This window comes from Atopobium sp. BS2 (assembly GCF_000565075.1).
Taxonomy (GTDB): Bacteria; Actinomycetota; Coriobacteriia; order Coriobacteriales; family Atopobiaceae; genus Lancefieldella.
In genome coordinates this window covers 26,623-44,049 of sequence record NZ_JDFG01000039.1, presented here as the reverse complement: position 1 = coordinate 44,049, position 17,427 = coordinate 26,623, and the positions used below count along the sequence as shown (strand labels likewise).

Genomic DNA, 17,427 nt, shown 5'->3' with positions numbered 1-17,427 from the left:
ACTTCATGACAGATGAAGTTTGGACAATCCAGAAAATTTTGACGTGGACTACTCAGCACTTGGAAAAGAAGGGTGATGAGCATCCACGTCTTTCTGCAGAATGGCTTTTGTCTGCGGTGACAGGCCTTTCTCGCGTTCAGCTCTACACCAACTTTGACAAGCCGCTTTCTGCGGATGAGCGCGCTCGTATGCGCGAGGCAATTAAGCGCCGCGCAGACGGCGAGCCGCTTCAGTACGTGACGGGCGAGATGCCCTTTAGGCACCTGGTACTTACGTGCGAGCCAGGCGTGCTTATTCCACGACCAGAGACAGAAGTGCTGGTAGATGTTGCGCTCGAAGGCGTTGACGCGGCAACTCCAAACGCCGACGGAGAAGTGTGTGTGCTTGAGGTTGGCGTTGGAACGGGCTGCATATCGCTCTCTATTGCCACTGAGCGCCCACAGACACACGTCTACGCCACGGATCTTTCTCCTAAGGCAATTGCGCTGGCAACTCGCAACAGAGACGCCTTGGACCTCCAGGAGCGTGTAGAGCTCATTGAGTGCGACTTGGTAGAAGGCGTGCCTGCAGAGCTTGCACAGTCCTTCTCGATATTGGTATCTAATCCGCCTTACATTCCTACAAGCGTGCTTGAGCAGGAAGTTCCTGCTGAGGTCAAGGGCTTTGAGCCTGAGCTGGCGCTTGACGGGGGAGAGGACGGCCTGGACGTCTACAGGAGGTTGCTTGAGGCGGCTCCTCGTATGCTTTTGCCTGGAGGAATGCTTTGTGTTGAGCTCTACGAGGGGCACCTGGATAAGGCAGCACACCTTGCTGAGCAGCAGGGAGTGTGGGAGTCCGTTGAGGTCAAAGAAGATCTGACGCACAGGCCGCGCATTCTTGTGGCGCATCTAGCAAAGTAGCACCTCAGGCGCCTGGCGAGAAAATCTGTGCAACGCGTATCACTGCGCATCAGACAACATCGCGCCACACACAACATTGCGCAGCACATAACATCGCGCCGCACACAACAAAGAGTTGAGGGTTTATGGGAGAGTACATTAAAGTTGATCAGATGAATCCGGATGCATCTGTAGTTTCTTTAGCTGTTGAGGCAGCGCGTCGCGGCGGCGTACTTATCATGCCCACCGATTCCGTCTATGGAATTGGTGCCGCTGCAACTCCTCAAAACCCAGGTCATAAGCGTATCTTTGAGATTAAACAGCGTCCTTCAACGCAGACGCTTCCCTGGCTTGTGGGCAGTAAATTTGACCTGCAGAAGTATGCGTACATTACACATGACTGGTCAAATAAGCTGGTAGAAGCCTATTGGCCAGGAGCTCTTACGCTGGTGGTTACCGCATCAGAGAACGTTCCCGATGAATACGTCTTGCCAGATAACAGGACCATTGCGCTTCGCATGCCCAACTCGCCGCTCGTGTGCCAGATTGCTAAGCAGCTTGGATCTCCTCTGGCAACTACCAGCGCAAATACGCATGGTGCTCCTTCTGCAGTTGATGGATGTGGTCTTGAGGCAGGCCTTGTTGAGCAAGCGGATCTGACGCTTGATGGAGGTCCAGCACCCCTTGCTATTGCGTCTACTATTGTCGACTGTACAGGCGATGAGCCGCGCATTTTGCGCGAAGGCGCCATCACAACCGAGGATATTCTCGCCACTGCGGGATTTGCAAAATAGATAAAAATTCCTATCCCTTTTATGTGTTTTGGCTGCAGCTTTTGCCTGCATGCGGTACTCTCTATAGGAGTGAATTTTCTGAGGAGGATACGTATGCGTATTGCAGTTGGTTCCGATCACGCTGGCTTTATCCAGAAAGATCCAATCATTGAGCACATCAAGTCGCTTGGTCACGAGGTTTTGGACTTTGGTCCAGCAAATGACGACCGTGTTGATTACCCTGATTTTGCAGATAAGGTTGCTCGCGCAGTCGCAGCGGGCAAGGCAGATCGCGGTGTTCTGATCTGTGGCACCGGCATTGGTATTGCTATGACCGCTGATAAAGTCCCTGGTATTCGCGCAACTCCTGTTCAGACTGTTCAGTTTGCAGAGCTTGCTCGCGAGCACAATAACGCAAACGTCATTGGTCTTTCTGGCCGATTCACCGATCTTGCTGTTAACGAGGCTATTGTGGACACCTTCCTGAGCACCGAGTTTGCAGGTGGCCGCCACGCTGGACGTGTCGAGAAGATCATGCGTGAGGATGACCCTAACTTTAAGGGTGTTGACGCTGAGTAAGTAAACAGCACATAAACGGTGCTGTCTAAGCAATACATACACAAACCTGCACGGAATGTACGTCTAGGATATAGTTGCAGACATTCAAATAAAGCGCAGGTCAAGCTCTTGGAGGGAGCATTATGGCAGATTACGATGAGTCCAGACTTACGGTTGTTGACCACCCACTAGTTCAGCACAAGCTTCACATTCTTCGTGACAAGACAACCACCACTAAGCAGTTCCGTGAGCTTGTCAACGAGCTTGCAATTCTTGAGAGCTATGAGGCCATGCGCGACTTCCCACTTGAGGACGTCGAGGTAGAGACTCCTCTTGAGACCATGACTGCTAAGCGTATTGCTGGTAAGAAGGTTGCTATTATTCCAATTCTTCGTGCTGGCCTTGGTATGGTTGACGGCATTCTTGAGCTGGTTCCATCTGCTCGCGTTGGCCATGTTGGTATGTACCGTGATCCAGAGACCCATCTTCCTCACCAGTATTACTGCAAGTTCCCTGCAGACATTGAGAACCGTACCTGCCTGGTTGTTGACCCAATGCTAGCAACCGGCGGCTCTCTAACTGCTGCTATTCAGTTCCTGCGTGAGGCTGGCGTCAAGGATATTCGTTGCTTGACCATTGTTTCTTGCCCTGAGGGCGTCAAGGCAACTCTGGACTTTGACCCAGATGTACGCCTCTATACGTGCACCGTTGACCGTCAGCTGAGCCCAAATGCTTACATTCTCCCAGGCCTTGGCGACGCGGGCGACCGTATTTACGGCACTAAGTAATCGATTCGATTTAATTTGTTGGACAGAACTCACGTTTACCTATCGGTAAGCGTGAGTTCTTTTATTGAGAAGATTCTGTAATTTTTATATTTATACAGGTAGATTAGATATATCTGACTGTGGCTAAAACACTTTAGTCAATCACCGATTTTTAATTGTGTAATTCTAGTAACAATTAGATAATATATAAAAATTAAATAAAATTTTAAATTCGATAGCTTGTTTCTCGTGCTAATGGAGATACATCAAATCCTTTGGGGAGGGTGACAATATGACTCCTAATGTGCCGCGCATAGTCCAACCATCTCAGTGGCTTGAGATGGTTGGTATGGGGACCCTTCAGGATTATCAAGATTGCTTTTCTCGTGAGATGGATATTCCAATCCACCTACTCGATAGAAATGGAAAATCACTTTTAATACCGTCAAAGAAATTATTTTTTTGCGACTTTGTTGAGATGAGTAGTCATCATAAATGTAGTGGTGTAAACAGAATAGATGTCAAGGAAGTTGCCAGCTGGTTTGATAAAACTCACAGCTTTGAACCATTAGTAAAGTGCTGTGATTATGGTATTGCAAGCTTTCTAGCCCCGATTTATTTCAATGGCGAATTGATCGCGTTTTGGCATTGTTCTGGATTTACATTTGATGATTCTCCGCATTCTAAACAACTAAATCTAAAATTTGATTTACCTATTCTGAGTCATGAAGATTTTTCAAGAGCTATTAATAGCCTGACAATCGTCTGCCGACTACTGGACATCCATTTTGAATGCGGTGTGATTTCAGAAGAGCCTATGGGACCCAAGTGTAATCCAATATCAGATTTATTAACTCAACGAGAAAATGAAGTTGCAACACTAGTGTGCTCGGGAATGTCAAATGCACAAATTGCAAACAGGCTGTTTGTAAGTGAAAAGACAGTAAAAACCCATCTAAGTAATATCTTTTCGAAGTTGGGTTTGAAAAATCGAGTTCAACTTATTTGCGAATTCGCTCCTGCAGCACTAGATTCATAGTAAAAATAGGGGTTCTGTAATGTATAGACCACGAGTTCTGTTTGTGTGTACGGACGAAGAAATCAGAGAAAGCTTTAAACAAGAGCTTATTTCATTCGGTTACGAAACTATTCTTTGTTATCGAGGAGAAGAAGCGCTAAGAATTATTGACGATCAAGTTGTGGACGTATTGATTTTTTCTGTCGAACTTCAGGATATGAATGGATTTGAGGCTTGTCGTTTAGTTCGTCAGAAATTTGATTTCCTTGCTTGTCCTGTTGTTATTCATGGACCACAAGATTCTGATCAATTAAGACTTGCAGCATTTAGAGCTGGCGCGAATATTTTTATGTTTGCACCAATAAAGTTCGATAGGCTTCATTACGTTCTTTCGCTTCTCGTTAATGGCCGCCGCAGGTACAAGAGGAGTCTCCCTGCGGAGGAATTTTTAAGAATAGTCGATAGAGAATACTGTGCAGGAAAAGAAATAGAAGATTGCATTACTACTGATACTGGCAGCATCAGCAAATCGGATATTTTACGTTGGACAAATGTTCTTGCAAAGGAAAGCGGTCTTTCTAAAGAACAGCAATCAATTGCGCATGAAATGATTAATTACACACTTGATTTACTTACAACATACGGTTCTATAAAAAATGTCCTTACATACCTTAATGAGTTATGGGCTGGGACTAGTATTTGGTTTGAATTTAAAAAATTGTTTGAATTTAGCACTGGAAACTTACGTCTTGATACTGTGGACGTTCATACAACGGACGGCATAACGGGCCTCGTCCTACTATTGTGCGTTAATTTGTTATCAGGAAAAACTCCAGCAGAAGCAATTTCTTCACTCTATGAGATTGAAGAAATTAATGTCGATGAAGTTGAGGTCCTCAATCGAGTTATATCTGCAGATTCGTTTATGAATCAAATTTTTAATCAGCTTGAGTAACTAAAATGGGGTATCGCTTCCGACATAACATTTGATTTTTTTATCAGTTAGGACTTTTTTGAGCTTTGCTAGAGTATGCGAAGATGTGGGCTGAGTGTTCTTGAACTTATAATCTAGGCCTAGCTCTTCCCACTTGGAAACACCTAGGCGATGGAACGGTAAGATATTGAACTCATCTAGACCAATGTCGTTCATGAAGTCAGCAACTTTGGCAAAATTTTCTTCAGAATCATTAAAACTTGGAATAATAGGAGCTCTTAAGATAAGTCGCGTTTTGCTTCCTGAATTCGCAAAAGCACGAATGTTATTAAGAATACGCTCGTTCCCAATCCCTGTGTATGCTTTATGGAGCTCAGAATCCATACACTTTAAATCATTAAAAGCAAAATCCATGTAACGCATTATCCTCAAATACACAGCAGTGTCAGCAAGAGCTTCTGTTTCGATAGCTTTATGGATATACAATTCCTCACAACATTTAAGAACAGATTCAAGAAATTCAGGTTGAAACATAGGGTCACCTCCAGAAAAAGTTACGCCTCCTTTTCCTGACCAGTAGTGACGGTCTCTTTCGAGAATATACATAATCTCGCTAACGGTGTACTCTTTCGAAATATTAACGAGTGCATCGTTTAAGCAAGCATTAACACATTCTAGTGATTGGCAGTTGTGGCACAGTTGCCAATCAAAAATCATCGGATGATTTTTATCTTGAGAATTGTTGCGCACCGCTCCATAAGGACAAGCTTGGATGCATCGGACGCAGGCTTTATCTTTGGAATTGATACATTTCGATCCGAAAAAAAGCTTTCCTTGTTGATTGAGAAAACTTTCAGGATTACAGCACCATGCACAGCGTAAAGGGCATCCGGACATAAAAATGAGAGTCCTACATCCTGGACCGTCATGGACGCTAAATGATTGAATATCAAAAATGCGACCCTTTAGTTCGCTGCAGCCCTGATTTAAGGGGGCAGAAAGACTTCTTCTCATTAGAACCTCCCCGGAAACCCTTTTGACTATCAGTAGAATTATCGAAATAAATTTATATAAATATGTACAGCTAGAGTCCTATTTAGATGCTTATTTTGAAGTTAGGAGCTAAGACTTTTGTACTAGGAAGTTCTGTAGTCTGATTTTTGTAAAGAAAGATACAACTTTTTATTAGGAATTTCGCCTGATGTAAATCAAGACCTCTTCTTTAAAAATCATTTTAACGGCAGGCTAAAGGGGCTTGCCAAGAATGTTTTAAGGGAGGCTTGGAGATGGCAACACTTCAACCGATGAAGCTGAGCGAGGTTCTTGCTGAGCGCGGTCTTTCCCTTGAGAGCCACGCAAACGGAGAAGCACCAGCTGAAATCACCGATCGAGAGATCAAGAGGGAGCCAACCCCACGAGCTAACTACCTCCGCGATATCTACTTCGACACACTCTCTTCGCTGGACATCCAGGAGTCCTATTGGTACTCCCGTGCAGCTATGGAGCATGAGGGCGAAGTTCCTATCATGCGTCGTGGTTATGCTCTAAAAAGCGTATTTGAACATTTGGATACGCCAATTTGGCCACACGAGCAGCTTGTTGGAGCAAAGGCAGGATTTTACCGCGGTTCTGCTCCACTGCCATGGCTGACAGAGAGCTTCTTTATGGATAAGGATTCTGACCTGTATAAGGCTGCCCTAGATACAGGCGCAGAGTCCAGCGCAGAGGTCTCTCATTTTGGCGCGGGTGGAGGAAATGTAACAAAGAGCTTTGGAAATGTTGTTTCTGTCGGCGGAAAGTACGGAGTTCGTCTTGAAAACGTACCAGCGATGCATCGTCTCGCATATGCATGGGCAGGCAAGTCTGTAGAGGACGTCGCCCGCAAATATGAGCAGATGGTACCTGAGTACAAAATTAAAGAAAACATCATGAAGTCTGTCGTCAGTAATTTTGACTCCGGCTTTACCATTCCTCAGGGACGCGAAGTTATGAATTACTACTTCGTCCTGGAGCATGGCTTTGATGAACTAATTGAGATTTGCAAAAAACGTGCAGGTGAAGTAGCTGGCGAGCCTGGCGGCGACGGAATCTCTGGCATGGATAGGCTGTATTACTACACCTCCATGGGTCTTTTGGTTCAAGGTCTTTCAAAGTGGTTCGAAAATTATGGCCGCGAAGCTGATCGATTAATTTCTATCACAAATGATGAGAATGAAATCGTGGAACTTGCGGAGATTTCTGAGCGTCTTCATCGCTTGGCTCACGAGAAGCCTAAGACATTTAAGGATGCTTTCCAGACTATTTATCTCCTGCATCTAGCTGAACTCAACGAAGATGCAATGTCAGGTCTTTCACCAGGACGCATTGGTCAAGTTCTCTATCCTTATTTCGAGCAGGATATTGAGAATGGAACCATTACTGAGAAAGAAGTTGAGGAGTGGCAAGAGCTTTATCGTGTCAAGATGACCTGCATTGATGCATTTGCATGCACAGGTGTTGTTGGTGGCGTTCTATCTGGCAATACATTTAATAATGTTTGTATTGGTGGCGTAGATCGCGATGGTAAATCTGCCGCTAATCGTCTTGAAATGATTATGCTTGATGCTGGCATTAATTGCCAGACCACTCAGCCAACGCTCTCTTTGCTCTATGATGAGTCTGCTCCAGAAGAATTCATTATGAAATGCATGGAGTGCGTAAAGACAGGTGCTGGTTATCCTGCAATCATGAACAACCGTATTGCAATGGAGTTTTTAATTAATCAGTACGGTCATGAAGGCATGACGGTTCAGGAAGCACGTGCTTGGTCAGTTGGTGGTTGCCTTGAAACTTCTCCTGGCACATGGATGCCTCTGCATCTCAATGGAAAACTACACTGGATTCCTGGCGGATCTGCTCAGCCTACGTCTGTTGGTATTCACTTCATTAACAATCCTAAGATTCTTGAGCTTGTTTTGAATAATGGCTTTGATAAGCGTACGGGACTGCAGGTCTTCCCACCGCACGACAAGTCTTTTGAAACATTTGAGGAACTTGATGGACAGTTTAAGGCCTATTACCAGAAGGCTTGCGAAGTATTGAACAAGTGCATGAATATTCAGCATGATGTATGGCGCAAGTTCACCCCATCTATGGTTAACTCACTTCTCAAACCAAATTGTCTTGAAAAGGGTCTTGGTATTGCTCAAAAGGGCTATCGTTACAACTCCACATTTAATATTGAGTGCTGTGGAACCTGTAACCAAATTAACTCTATGGCAGCAATTAAAAAGCTGGTATACGAAGACAAGAAATATACGCTTGACCAGCTTAAGGACGCTCTTGACAATAACTTTGGATATAAGACTTCAAAGGAAGTCGGTTCTGAATCTCTGAAGGATCAAGAGAAGCGTGCTGACGATGACGGACGTTATGATGAGATCCACGCAGATTGCCTAAGGGCGCCAAAATATGGAAATGATGATCCATATGTTGACCAAATGCTCTATGACTGGGAGCAGTGGTTCTGCAATGACTTGCCAGCAACAATAGAGAATCTATATGGTGAGCCATATTATGTCTGCCAGATGTCTGTTTCCACGCATGGTCCAGAGGGTGCTGTTACTGCTGCAACAGCAGATGGTCGACTCCAAGGAACTACGTTCGCAGACGCTTCAATGTCCGCCTATCCAGGCACTGATACTCATGGACAGTATGCGCTCTTTGAGTCTGCAACTGGTTGGGATCACTCAATGTCTCAGAACAGTCAGATGAATCTTAAACTTCACCCAAGTGCTGCAAGAGGTATTGAGGGATCTAGAAAGCTGATGGACCTCACCAGGGCATATATGCGTAAAGGTGGCTTCCACATCCAATACAACATTATTGACTCCCGAGTTCTTAAAAAGGCACAAGCCAATCCAGAGAACTATCGCACGCTTCTTATTCGTGTGGCAGGCTTTACGCAGTATTGGGTGGAAATTGGTAAGCCAATCCAGGATGAGGTTATTGCTCGTACAGAGTATGAATCCATCTAACTTCGAGTGCTTGAAAGGAGACTCTAATGTGCAAGTATCGTGACTGCGATTTTTATATTCCCATCGATGTTGTTAAGGGCATCGACCATGCTCATGGTGACGTTGTTGTAATGGGCGATGATGAGATTGATGATGCCGAATTTGTACCAGCCCACAAGTGCAAGTTTTGCTCACACTATCAGGCATCTGAAAAAAATATGGGAATTTGTAGCGGTTTTGAAACTGAGTATTGGGCGTTTGCCGAGAATGGAGCTTGCAATTGCGAGGCATTCGAAATGGCAGCAGAGGCCATTAAGGCTTAAACCATACTAACCATCCTTCTCAGGAAGGCGCCTCGGATTCTCGGGGATACCGAGGCGCCTTATTAATTGCAAATGATTGGGGGCATCTTATGAAAGATGCTAAGTCGACCTCTCGAAAGGTAGTATTAGCAGCCTTCCTTGCTTGCTTCTGTTTATTTGGTTTCCGCTCGACCTTTTCAATTCTTCAGGTCCCTATGGGAAAAGACCTAGGATGGACTGGATCTCAGTTGTCTATGGGATACTCTCTTATGATGATGGTTTATGCGGTAACTGCCTTTTTTGCAGGCAAGATTGTTGATAAAAGTGGCTGCCGTCCTGTTTATTTTGCCGGAGCCGTGTTTTGTTGCCTTGGAATGGTGGCCACTTCGTTTATTAATGACATTTATATTTATTTCTTTACTTATGGCGTGTTTGCTGGAATTGGTACAGGCATGTTGTGGGTATCTTCGACAACATCATGTCGTAAATGGTTTATAGGTGATCGATACTCAACCGCATGGGGAATTGCCTTCGCCGGCGCTCCTATCTCGCAAGTATTACTAACCTTATTCATGAAGCCATTCCTTGCTCAAAACGCATCAGCTTGGCGTACTGTTATGTTGATTATGGGCTTTGTATTTTTGGCGCTGCTTTCAGTTTCCGCGCTTGTAGCTCAGCGTAATCCAGGTGACCTTGGATTGGAGCCATTTGGTCAGCTCCCACAAAAGAAGGAAGGAAAAGCCCATGACTTCACAGTTGCAGAGGCATTTCGTACCAGAGCGATGTGGTGTGATATTTTAGCCTTCCTTTTTGCCATGCTTGGAGAATTCCTGATTTGGTCCCAAATTGTTAAGTACTGGACCGTAAATCTGAGCATGGATTTAGGAACTGCCTCCAATATGTATATCATTATTGGAGTATGTGGAATATTTACCATGCCTCTACTAGGTAAGGTTGCCGATCGACTTGTTAAGTCAAAAGGAAATGAGCCGGAGGCAAGACGACTTGTTCTTATTGCCGGGCCAATTGTAGGCGCAATTGGTTGTGTTCTTCTCTTGATGATGAAGGCGGATCAATTATGGCTGGGCGCAATTTGCTGTGTTCTATTTGCTTGTTACTGGGCAGTTGAGCCAGGTGGTTGTGCTGGCTATGCTGGCGCAGTTTTTGGAAATAAATATTTCGGCAAAGTTTGGGGATTTGCAACGCTAATTGTTATGTTTGTAGGTCCAGCAACTGGATCTTTTATGGGTGGTTTTTTGGCCGATATGACAGGCAACTACACCGCGTCAGTAATCTTTGCTCTTTGCGGATTTATCCTTTCTGCAGTCATGGCCCTACTACTTCCGAAGGAAGTTAAAGCTCCCGTTGTAAGCGAAGAGGCTCAACTTGAGTTTTATAAAGCATCGGTAGCGATTTAGGGTTAAGTTAGACCCCTTCCCGCACGCGCAAGAGATAAATAATTTCTTGCGCGTGTTTGTTTATTGATTGGGGCTGAATATAAATAACTAAAAGAAACTACTTAAGTAAGCATATCAAGACACATTTCTCTTGCTGTATAAATACTTACTGAGAAAAGCGACGTAACAGCAGTTTATTAGTGTTATAGTTGAATGAATCAATAACGGCAGCTAACACGAAATGTGTCAGTAATGTGAGAGTTTGAGCATAAGTCAATTATTTGATTTTGTAATCGTGACTATGCATTCATTTAGTGCTAGTATCGCCGTTCGTCGCAAATATGCACGCCGAGTGGTAGATAATACACTCCAAGTGGCATATTCTTGGCATCTTACGTTGCGTTTCAAGTATGCTGAGCAGTGACGGGCAATCTGAAATGGTTGCAGATTGTATGGGGAGGTTGAGACAGAGTGGATGTTCTTGCGCAGTTGCCAGCAGAGATGGCCGAGCTGCTCGAAAGTTTTTTGCCACACGCATTGGTTGGTAACACCACCTTTGGTTTCACGAACTACATTTTCTATTTCTTAATCGCTGCTGTGATTTTTCTGATTGTCTGCTTTAGGTTTAAGAAGAAGCAGGCAGAGAGCATTGCTCCTCAGGGACGCTTTGTTAATGGTGTTGAGTATCTGATTGAGTACATCAGAGATGACGTCTGCAAAGCTTCTCTTGGAGAAACGTGGCGCACACACTTCCCATTCTTGATTACCATGTTTATGTTTATTCTGATCAACAACATCATTGGCCTTATTCCTGGCGCACACCCAGGTACTGGCACCATTGGTGTCACCGCCGCTCTTGGTCTTTGCTCCCTTGGATACTTTATGTATGTAGGTGCAAAAAAGATGGGTGTTATTGGCTACATCTTGAGTCTTGCACCAAAGGGCGTTAATCCTGTTATCGCAGCAGTTATCTGGGTTATTGAGGTCTTCTCAACATTCCTTCGTCTGGTTACTCTGGCTGTCCGTCTGTTCTGCAACATGTATGCAGGTCACATCGTCATGGGTACGTTTGCAATTCTTGCATCTATGTACTTTATGCCAGCGATTGAGAACTTCTCCGCATCAACAGCCGCCCAGGCAGGATTTTCGATTTTCTGGATCTTGCTGTTGATTATCATTTACTTGGTAGAAACTATTGTTGCTTTCATTCAGGCATACGTTTTTACCCTACTCTCTACTGTCTACATCCAGCTGGTAGAGTCTGAGCACTAAGCAAAACGCTTAGTTGGTGGCATTGCCACACTGGTGCCAAACGGCACAAAAGATGAAGTCATCTGAGCCCACGCTCAGTTGATGATAGGTATGTATATTGGTCGCCTTGAGAGGGGCGAGCGAAAAAGGAGGAATCGTGGGTATTTTCGGATATGCTCTTTGCGTTATGGGAGCAGCAATTTGTATTAGCTTCGTAGCAACGAGTGCCGCTAACAACATGGCTCGTCAGCCTGAGGTTCAGGGTCGTCTCTTCACAGTCTTTATTCTTGGCTGCGCATTCATCGAGGCACTTACCCTGATTGGCTTCGTTGTTACCTTGATGGTTAAGTAAATTACTGTTTGTAACAGCGAAAACGCTACGTTGGAGGAATGCATGAATACGATTTGTAAGGGAGTTAAAAAAGCCAGCACAGTAGGCGCAACTGCTGCTCTACTTGTGGCAATGGCTCCCTCAGTCGCACTTGCTGAAGAGGGTGCAAGTGGTGCCGATATTCTTCTTCCAAAGCCCGCTGAGTTTGTTCCTGCTCTGATTGCGTTTCTGATCATCTTTGCTGTTGTAGCAAAGTTTGTATGGCCTTCCGTTCTACGTATGCTTGACAAGCGTCAAGAGAAGATCCAAGGCGATCTGGACGCTGCAGCAAAGGCTCGCGAGGAAGCCAACAAGGATCGTGAAATCGCAGCAGCTGGTATCGACGCAGCTAAGCAGCAAGCAGACGAGATTGTTTCTGCTGCTAAGCGTGAGGGCGAAGAAGAGCGTGCTCGTATTATCGAGCAGGCAAAGGCAGAAGCTGTCGAGATTATTACTAAGGGTAAGGGCGTTGTAGAGTCTGAGCGTCGTCACGCCATGGCTGAGCTTTCTGATTCCGTTGTTGATCTTGCCGTCGATATTGCCGGAAAGATTATTGGCAACGAGCTTTCAGTAGAGCAGCAGCGTGCTCTTGCCGAAAAGTACCTTGCGGAAGTAGGTACTCCAGATGAGCACTAATAAAGACGATCAAGACAGAAAAGTAGAGGGCTATACCAGGGCACTCCTGGAGGCTGGCCGCGCAGAGGGTCGTGCAACTGCAGACCTTGTACAGGTGCAGCACGCAAAGAAGTTCTCTCCAGAAGTTCTTGAGACTCTTGGTGCTATGCAGGCGAGTGAGGATGTCAACCTTATCAATGATGTTGCCGCTACGTTCCAGGAGCTTCTTGAAGAAGAAGACAAGACACTTACAGTAACGGTAACTACTACAATGCCTCTTGATGATGAGTTACGTGCAAAGGTCACCGAGAAGCTCGAGAAGAACTTCAATACTCAGGTGTATCTTATTGAGCGTGTTAATCCCAAGATTTTGGGCGGCATTGTAGTTGAGGCACGTGATCATCGTTATGATGCATCGGTAAAGACACAGCTCACTCACATTAAGAGTAGGCTCTCTTCAGATCACGTTGAAAGTGAATTGTAATGACTGATAAGACCACTATACAGGAAGGAACGCTGAGCTCAGATGCCGTCATGGCACAGCTTAGAGAGCGCCTTTCTAAGGTCAATTCAACTGTATCCCAGCAAGAGGTATCTGCTGTTATTGAGGTAGCAGACGGTATTGCTCGTGTTGCTGGTCTACGCAGCGCTATGGCAGGCGAGTTGCTGGAGTTCACTAGCTCCGTTACGGGCCACAGCGTATTCGGTCTTGCTCAGAACCTTGATGAAACTTCAGTCGGCGCTGTTTTGTTCGGCGAAGTTTCTGAGATTAAGGAAGGCGACGAGTGCCGTACAACCGGCCGCGTCATGGATATTCCAGCTGGTTTTGACATGCTTGGTCGTGTTGTTAACCCACTGGGCCAGCCTATTGATGGACTTGGCGCTATCCACGCTACACATCGTCGCCCTATTGAGTTCAAGGCTCCTGGCATCATGCAGCGCCAGCCTGTTTGCGAGCCAGTTCAGACTGGACTTCTGGCAATTGACGCTATGGTTCCTGTCGGCCGTGGTCAGCGTGAGTTGATCATTGGTGACCGTAAGACCGGTAAGACCGCTATCGCAATTGACGCAATCGTAAACCAGAAGAACACCGATATGGTTTGTATCTATGTCGCCATCGGTCAGAAGGCGTCTACAGTTGCAAACATCCGCGAGTCTCTTTCCCGCCATGGTGTTCTTGACAAGACCGTCATTGTTGCAGCTACCGCAGCCGATTCTGCTCCAATGCAGTACATTGCCCCTATGGCAGGCGCTGCTATTGGTGAGTTCTTTATGTATAACGATAAGGACGGCAAGCCTGCTGACAAAGACCATCCAGGCGGACACGTTCTTGTTGTTTACGATGACCTCTCTAAGCAGGCAGTTGCATACCGTCAGATGTCACTGACGCTTCATCGTCCACCAGGACGTGAGGCATATCCTGGTGATATTTTCTACCTGCACTCACGCTTGCTGGAGCGTGCATGTAAGCTCTCCGATGAAAACGGAGCAGGTTCTCTTACCGCACTTCCAATTATTGAGACGCAGGAAGGCGACGTTTCTGCATACATTCCTACAAACGTCATTTCCATTACAGACGGCCAGATTTATCTGCAGTCTAATCTCTTCTTCCAGGGCCAGCGCCCAGCAGTCGACGTAGGTATTTCTGTATCCCGCGTTGGTGGCGACGCTCAGGTCAAGGCAATGAAGCAGGTTGCAGGTACACTTCGTCTGGACCTTGCAAGTTATCGTGAGAAGCAGGCATTCTCGCAGTTCGGATCCAACTTGGATGCAACTACGCAGTACCAGCTCAACCACGGTGCTCATATGATGGAGCTTCTCAAGCAGCCACGTTATTCAGCTCTGGACGTAGTAGACCAGATTTGCGCAATTTACGCTGCAAAAGAGAACTTCATTGATGACGTTGATCTTGAGAACGTTGCTCTCTTCCGTGATGGCCTTGCTCAGTACATGAGTGAGTATCACCCACAGCTCCGCAACTCTCTGCGCAACGGAAAGATTTCTGATGAGCAGGCAGAGCGCTTGAGTGATCACATTAAGCACTTCAAGGCTAAGTTCTTGGAAGAGCATCCAAACAAGGTTGTGGATGAGGCAGAAGCTAATTCAGACACACCAGGCTCTTTTGACGCAGTAACCCAGGGTTCATTGCAGGAGTAATTATCAATGGCGAACCTTCACGAAATATCGAGGCGTATGAGCTCCATCAGGAGCACCATGCAGATTACGCGCACGATGTCGATGATTTCGACAGCGCGTGTCCGCAAGGCACTTGATAGGGCCGAGGCTGCTTCGCCATATAAGGAAGCTATTACCCTTATGCTTGCAAATGTAGCAGGCGCTGGCTTTAATCCTAAGAAACAGCCTCTTCTTGCTACACATAAAGTCGAGAAGAACGTGCTGTTCTTAGTCATCGCATCTGACCGTGGCCTTGCAGGCGGATTTAACATCCTGCCTCAACGCGAGGTTGAGCATGAGATGGCACGTCTTAAGGCTAAGGGTGTGTCGTCCGAGATAATTACTTGCGGACGCAAGCCAACTGAGTACTTTACGTATAGAAATATCAAGCCCACCATGTCTTATGTAGGCATTTCCTCTGAGCCTACAGCAGACCAGGCTGATCGTATTGCCTCCTATATCATGGATGGCTATATCAAGGGTAAGATTGATCGTGTCGTAATCAAGTACTGGCATGCAAAGAACCGTGTTGACCAAGAGCAGGTTACAGAGCAACTTCTTCCTATTTCGCGCGATAAACTCACGATTCCTAATAAACCACGTACCGAAGAAGCCCTCTCACAGGTGAAGACGTATAACAAGAGTGAATATCAATTCTCGCCATCTGCTTCTCAGGTACTTGATTCGTTGATGCCCGCTTATATCAAGACGGTCATCTTCCACGCACTTCTTGATTCTGCTGCAGCCGAGCATGGTGCACGCCGTCGTGCAATGCAGTCTGCAACTGATAATGCTGAGAACGTCTTAGGCGCTCTTAGCCGTACGTACAATCGCGAACGCCAGGGCGCAATTACCACTGAGCTCAATGAGATTATCGGTGGTGCTGCAGCATTGGAGGATATGTAATGTCAGATATGCAAGTAGAGACTTCTTCCTTTGAGGAAGCTATTCTCAACAAGCGCAATCAGCACGTTGACGATGGCGTAATCGTTCGCGTAGTTGGACCAGTTGTCGACGTTAAGTTCGACGGACCTGTTCCAAGCATCTATACCGCACTGACGGTAGAGGATGACACGCCTGTTGGTCACGTCAGCACCGTTCTTGAGGTTGAGTCTCAGCTTCCCGGTGGTGTTGTTCGTACCGTCGCTATGTCGTCAACCGATGGTCTTCAGCGTAACCTTCGCGTTAAGGACACCGGCAAGCCAATGATGATGCCAGTAGGCAAATCTACGCTGGGCCGCGTCTGGAACGTTATGGGTCAGCCAGTTGATGGTGGAGAAATTCCTGAAGACGTTGAGTATTATCCAATTCACCACCCAGCACCTCTCTTCGAAGAGCTCACTACTGAGACAGAGATTTTTGAGACAGGCATCAAGGCAATCGATCTTCTCGAGCCTTATGTTCGAGGCGGAAAGACTGGCCTCTTTGGTGGCGCTGGCGTTGGTAAGACCGTTCTGATTCAGGAGCTTATTAACAACCTGGCTCAGCAGCACGGTGGTACATCCGTATTCACCGGCGTTGGAGAGCGTACTCGTGAGGGTACCGACCTCTTCCTCGAGATGACTGAGTCTGGCGTTATTAACAAGACCTGCCTCGTCTATGGTCAGATGAACGAGCCACCAGGAGCTCGTATGCGTGTTGCTCTTGCAGGTCTTACTACTGCAGAGTACTTCCGTGATCAGGGCCAGGATGTTCTGTTGTTCATCGACAACATCTTCCGCTTCTCTCAGGCAGGTTCTGAGGTTTCCGCACTTCTCGGCCGTATGCCTTCCGCAGTTGGTTACCAGCCAACCCTGGCTACAGAGATGGGCGAGCTTCAGGAGCGTATTACTTCCACCAAGGAAGGCTCTATTACTTCCGTACAGGCAGTTTACGTCCCTGCAGACGACCTTACTGACCCTGCTCCTGCTACAACCTTTACGCACTTGGATGCAACTACCGTTCTTTCTCGTGCTATTACCGAGCTTGGTATTTACCCAGCAGTTGATCCTCTGGCTAGCTCCAGTTCTGCTCTTGATCCGTCCATTGTTGGTGAAGAGCACTACCGTGTTGCTATGGCAGTTCAGGAGACTCTGCAGGAGTACTCCGACCTTCAGGACATCATTGCAATCCTGGGTATGGACGAGCTTTCTGAGGAGCAGCAGCAAACTGTTGCTCGCGCCCGTAAGATTCAGCAGTTCCTCTCTCAGTCATTCCACGTTGCCGAGAAGTTCACCGGTAACCCTGGTACGTACTGCACCGTTGAGGAGACTGTCCGCTCGTTTGCAGAGATTATTGACGGTAAGTGCGATGACCTTCCTGAGCAGGCATTCCGTTTTGCAGGCACCATCGAAGATGTTCGCGAGCGCGCTGCAAAGATGTCCGCTTCGGATAGCTCACAGAACTAGGATTTCT

At 46.4% G+C, this 17,427-nt stretch carries 17 protein-coding genes; 16 read left to right on the top strand and 1 reads right to left on the bottom strand.

Annotated features, from left to right (window positions below; translation table 11 throughout):
- Positions 1 to 5 precede the first annotated feature (5 nt).
- The 6 genes from prmC to HMPREF1492_RS04825 all read left to right on the top strand — a co-directional run bounded on the left by prmC (position 6) and on the right by HMPREF1492_RS04825 (position 4,949).
- Positions 6 to 899, top strand: coding sequence for a peptide chain release factor N(5)-glutamine methyltransferase (gene prmC, locus HMPREF1492_RS04850; RefSeq protein ID WP_035436519.1), 894 nt, complete (start codon positions 6 to 8; stop codon positions 897 to 899).
- 125 nt (positions 900 to 1,024) lie between these two features.
- Entirely contained in the window at positions 1,025 to 1,672 is a 648-nt protein-coding gene (locus HMPREF1492_RS04845; protein WP_035436516.1) for an L-threonylcarbamoyladenylate synthase, read from the top strand.
- Between the two features lie 93 nt (positions 1,673 to 1,765).
- Positions 1,766 to 2,230, top strand: a complete 465-nt coding sequence (gene rpiB, locus HMPREF1492_RS04840; RefSeq protein ID WP_035436513.1) for a ribose 5-phosphate isomerase B — start codon at positions 1,766 to 1,768, stop codon at positions 2,228 to 2,230.
- Positions 2,231 to 2,352: 122 nt separating this feature from the next.
- Complete coding sequence (gene upp / locus HMPREF1492_RS04835) at positions 2,353 to 2,997, top strand: uracil phosphoribosyltransferase (RefSeq protein WP_035436510.1); 645 nt, start codon at positions 2,353 to 2,355, stop codon at positions 2,995 to 2,997.
- Positions 2,998 to 3,268: 271 nt separating this feature from the next.
- The gene (locus HMPREF1492_RS04830; RefSeq protein WP_051479404.1) at positions 3,269 to 4,015 is read left to right on the top strand and encodes a LuxR family transcriptional regulator; all 747 of its coding nucleotides are present in this window, start codon (positions 3,269 to 3,271) and stop codon (positions 4,013 to 4,015) included.
- A 19-nt stretch (positions 4,016 to 4,034) separates the two neighbouring features.
- The gene (locus tag HMPREF1492_RS04825; protein WP_035436508.1) at positions 4,035 to 4,949 is read left to right on the top strand and encodes a response regulator; all 915 of its coding nucleotides are present in this window, start codon (positions 4,035 to 4,037) and stop codon (positions 4,947 to 4,949) included.
- On the opposite strand, the gene hpdA is transcribed toward HMPREF1492_RS04825, so the two are convergent.
- A complete protein-coding gene (gene hpdA / locus HMPREF1492_RS04820; RefSeq protein WP_051479403.1) occupies positions 4,950 to 5,942 on the bottom strand; it encodes a 4-hydroxyphenylacetate decarboxylase activase in 993 nt (330 codons plus the stop codon). It abuts the gene before it with no gap.
- 272 nt (positions 5,943 to 6,214) lie between these two features.
- Between hpdA and hpdB the strand changes: the two genes are divergently transcribed.
- The 10 genes from hpdB (at position 6,215) to atpD (ending at position 17,420) form a co-directional block, all read left to right on the top strand.
- Positions 6,215 to 8,944, top strand: a complete 2,730-nt coding sequence (gene hpdB / locus HMPREF1492_RS04815; protein WP_035436506.1) for a 4-hydroxyphenylacetate decarboxylase large subunit — start codon at positions 6,215 to 6,217, stop codon at positions 8,942 to 8,944.
- Between the two features lie 26 nt (positions 8,945 to 8,970).
- Complete coding sequence (gene hpdC / locus HMPREF1492_RS04810) at positions 8,971 to 9,246, top strand: 4-hydroxyphenylacetate decarboxylase small subunit (protein ID WP_035436504.1); 276 nt, start codon at positions 8,971 to 8,973, stop codon at positions 9,244 to 9,246.
- 89 nt (positions 9,247 to 9,335) lie between these two features.
- Positions 9,336 to 10,643: an MFS transporter gene (locus HMPREF1492_RS04805; RefSeq protein ID WP_035436502.1), complete on the top strand. Its 1,308-nt coding sequence runs from the start codon at positions 9,336 to 9,338 to the stop codon at positions 10,641 to 10,643.
- A 450-nt stretch (positions 10,644 to 11,093) separates the two neighbouring features.
- Positions 11,094 to 11,894 carry a F0F1 ATP synthase subunit A gene (gene atpB / locus HMPREF1492_RS04800; RefSeq protein ID WP_035436499.1) on the top strand — a complete coding sequence of 267 codons (801 nt, stop codon included), beginning with the start codon at positions 11,094 to 11,096 and terminating at the stop codon, positions 11,892 to 11,894.
- 136 nt (positions 11,895 to 12,030) lie between these two features.
- Entirely contained in the window at positions 12,031 to 12,225 is a 195-nt protein-coding gene (locus HMPREF1492_RS04795; RefSeq protein ID WP_035436496.1) for an ATP synthase F0 subunit C, read from the top strand.
- A gap of 42 nt (positions 12,226 to 12,267) precedes the next feature.
- Complete coding sequence (gene atpF / locus HMPREF1492_RS04790) at positions 12,268 to 12,879, top strand: F0F1 ATP synthase subunit B (RefSeq protein ID WP_035427219.1); 612 nt, start codon at positions 12,268 to 12,270, stop codon at positions 12,877 to 12,879.
- Complete coding sequence (atpH, locus tag HMPREF1492_RS04785) at positions 12,869 to 13,342, top strand: ATP synthase F1 subunit delta (RefSeq protein WP_035427221.1); 474 nt, start codon at positions 12,869 to 12,871, stop codon at positions 13,340 to 13,342. The genes atpF and atpH overlap by 11 nt, the downstream gene beginning before the upstream one ends.
- Positions 13,342 to 15,015, top strand: coding sequence for a F0F1 ATP synthase subunit alpha (gene atpA / locus HMPREF1492_RS04780; RefSeq protein ID WP_035436493.1), 1,674 nt, complete (start codon positions 13,342 to 13,344; stop codon positions 15,013 to 15,015). The genes atpH and atpA overlap by 1 nt, the downstream gene beginning before the upstream one ends.
- Before the next feature lie 6 nt (positions 15,016 to 15,021).
- Positions 15,022 to 15,939, top strand: coding sequence for an ATP synthase F1 subunit gamma (atpG, locus tag HMPREF1492_RS04775; RefSeq protein ID WP_035427225.1), 918 nt, complete (start codon positions 15,022 to 15,024; stop codon positions 15,937 to 15,939).
- Entirely contained in the window at positions 15,939 to 17,420 is a 1,482-nt protein-coding gene (gene atpD, locus HMPREF1492_RS04770) for a F0F1 ATP synthase subunit beta (protein WP_198014347.1), read from the top strand. The genes atpG and atpD overlap by 1 nt, the downstream gene beginning before the upstream one ends.
- Positions 17,421 to 17,427: the final 7 nt, after the last annotated feature.

Bases quoted from the DNA above. Each gene is read 5' to 3' on its own strand.
- prmC (WP_035436519.1), top strand. From the start codon at position 6: ATGACAGATGAAGTTTGGACAATCCAGAAAATTTTGACGTGGACTACT.
- HMPREF1492_RS04845 (WP_035436516.1), top strand. From the start codon at position 1,025: ATGGGAGAGTACATTAAAGTTGATCAGATGAATCCGGATGCATCTGTA.
- rpiB (WP_035436513.1), top strand. From the start codon at position 1,766: ATGCGTATTGCAGTTGGTTCCGATCACGCTGGCTTTATCCAGAAAGAT.
- upp (WP_035436510.1), top strand. From the start codon at position 2,353: ATGGCAGATTACGATGAGTCCAGACTTACGGTTGTTGACCACCCACTA.
- HMPREF1492_RS04830 (WP_051479404.1), top strand. From the start codon at position 3,269: ATGACTCCTAATGTGCCGCGCATAGTCCAACCATCTCAGTGGCTTGAG.
- HMPREF1492_RS04825 (WP_035436508.1), top strand. From the start codon at position 4,035: ATGTATAGACCACGAGTTCTGTTTGTGTGTACGGACGAAGAAATCAGA.
- hpdA (WP_051479403.1), bottom strand. From the start codon at position 5,942: ATGAGAAGAAGTCTTTCTGCCCCCTTAAATCAGGGCTGCAGCGAACTA.
- hpdB (WP_035436506.1), top strand. From the start codon at position 6,215: ATGGCAACACTTCAACCGATGAAGCTGAGCGAGGTTCTTGCTGAGCGC.
- hpdC (WP_035436504.1), top strand. From the start codon at position 8,971: ATGTGCAAGTATCGTGACTGCGATTTTTATATTCCCATCGATGTTGTT.
- HMPREF1492_RS04805 (WP_035436502.1), top strand. From the start codon at position 9,336: ATGAAAGATGCTAAGTCGACCTCTCGAAAGGTAGTATTAGCAGCCTTC.
- atpF (WP_035427219.1), top strand. From the start codon at position 12,268: ATGAATACGATTTGTAAGGGAGTTAAAAAAGCCAGCACAGTAGGCGCA.
- atpH (WP_035427221.1), top strand. From the start codon at position 12,869: ATGAGCACTAATAAAGACGATCAAGACAGAAAAGTAGAGGGCTATACC.
- atpA (WP_035436493.1), top strand. From the start codon at position 13,342: ATGACTGATAAGACCACTATACAGGAAGGAACGCTGAGCTCAGATGCC.
- atpG (WP_035427225.1), top strand. From the start codon at position 15,022: ATGGCGAACCTTCACGAAATATCGAGGCGTATGAGCTCCATCAGGAGC.
- atpD (WP_198014347.1), top strand. From the start codon at position 15,939: ATGTCAGATATGCAAGTAGAGACTTCTTCCTTTGAGGAAGCTATTCTC.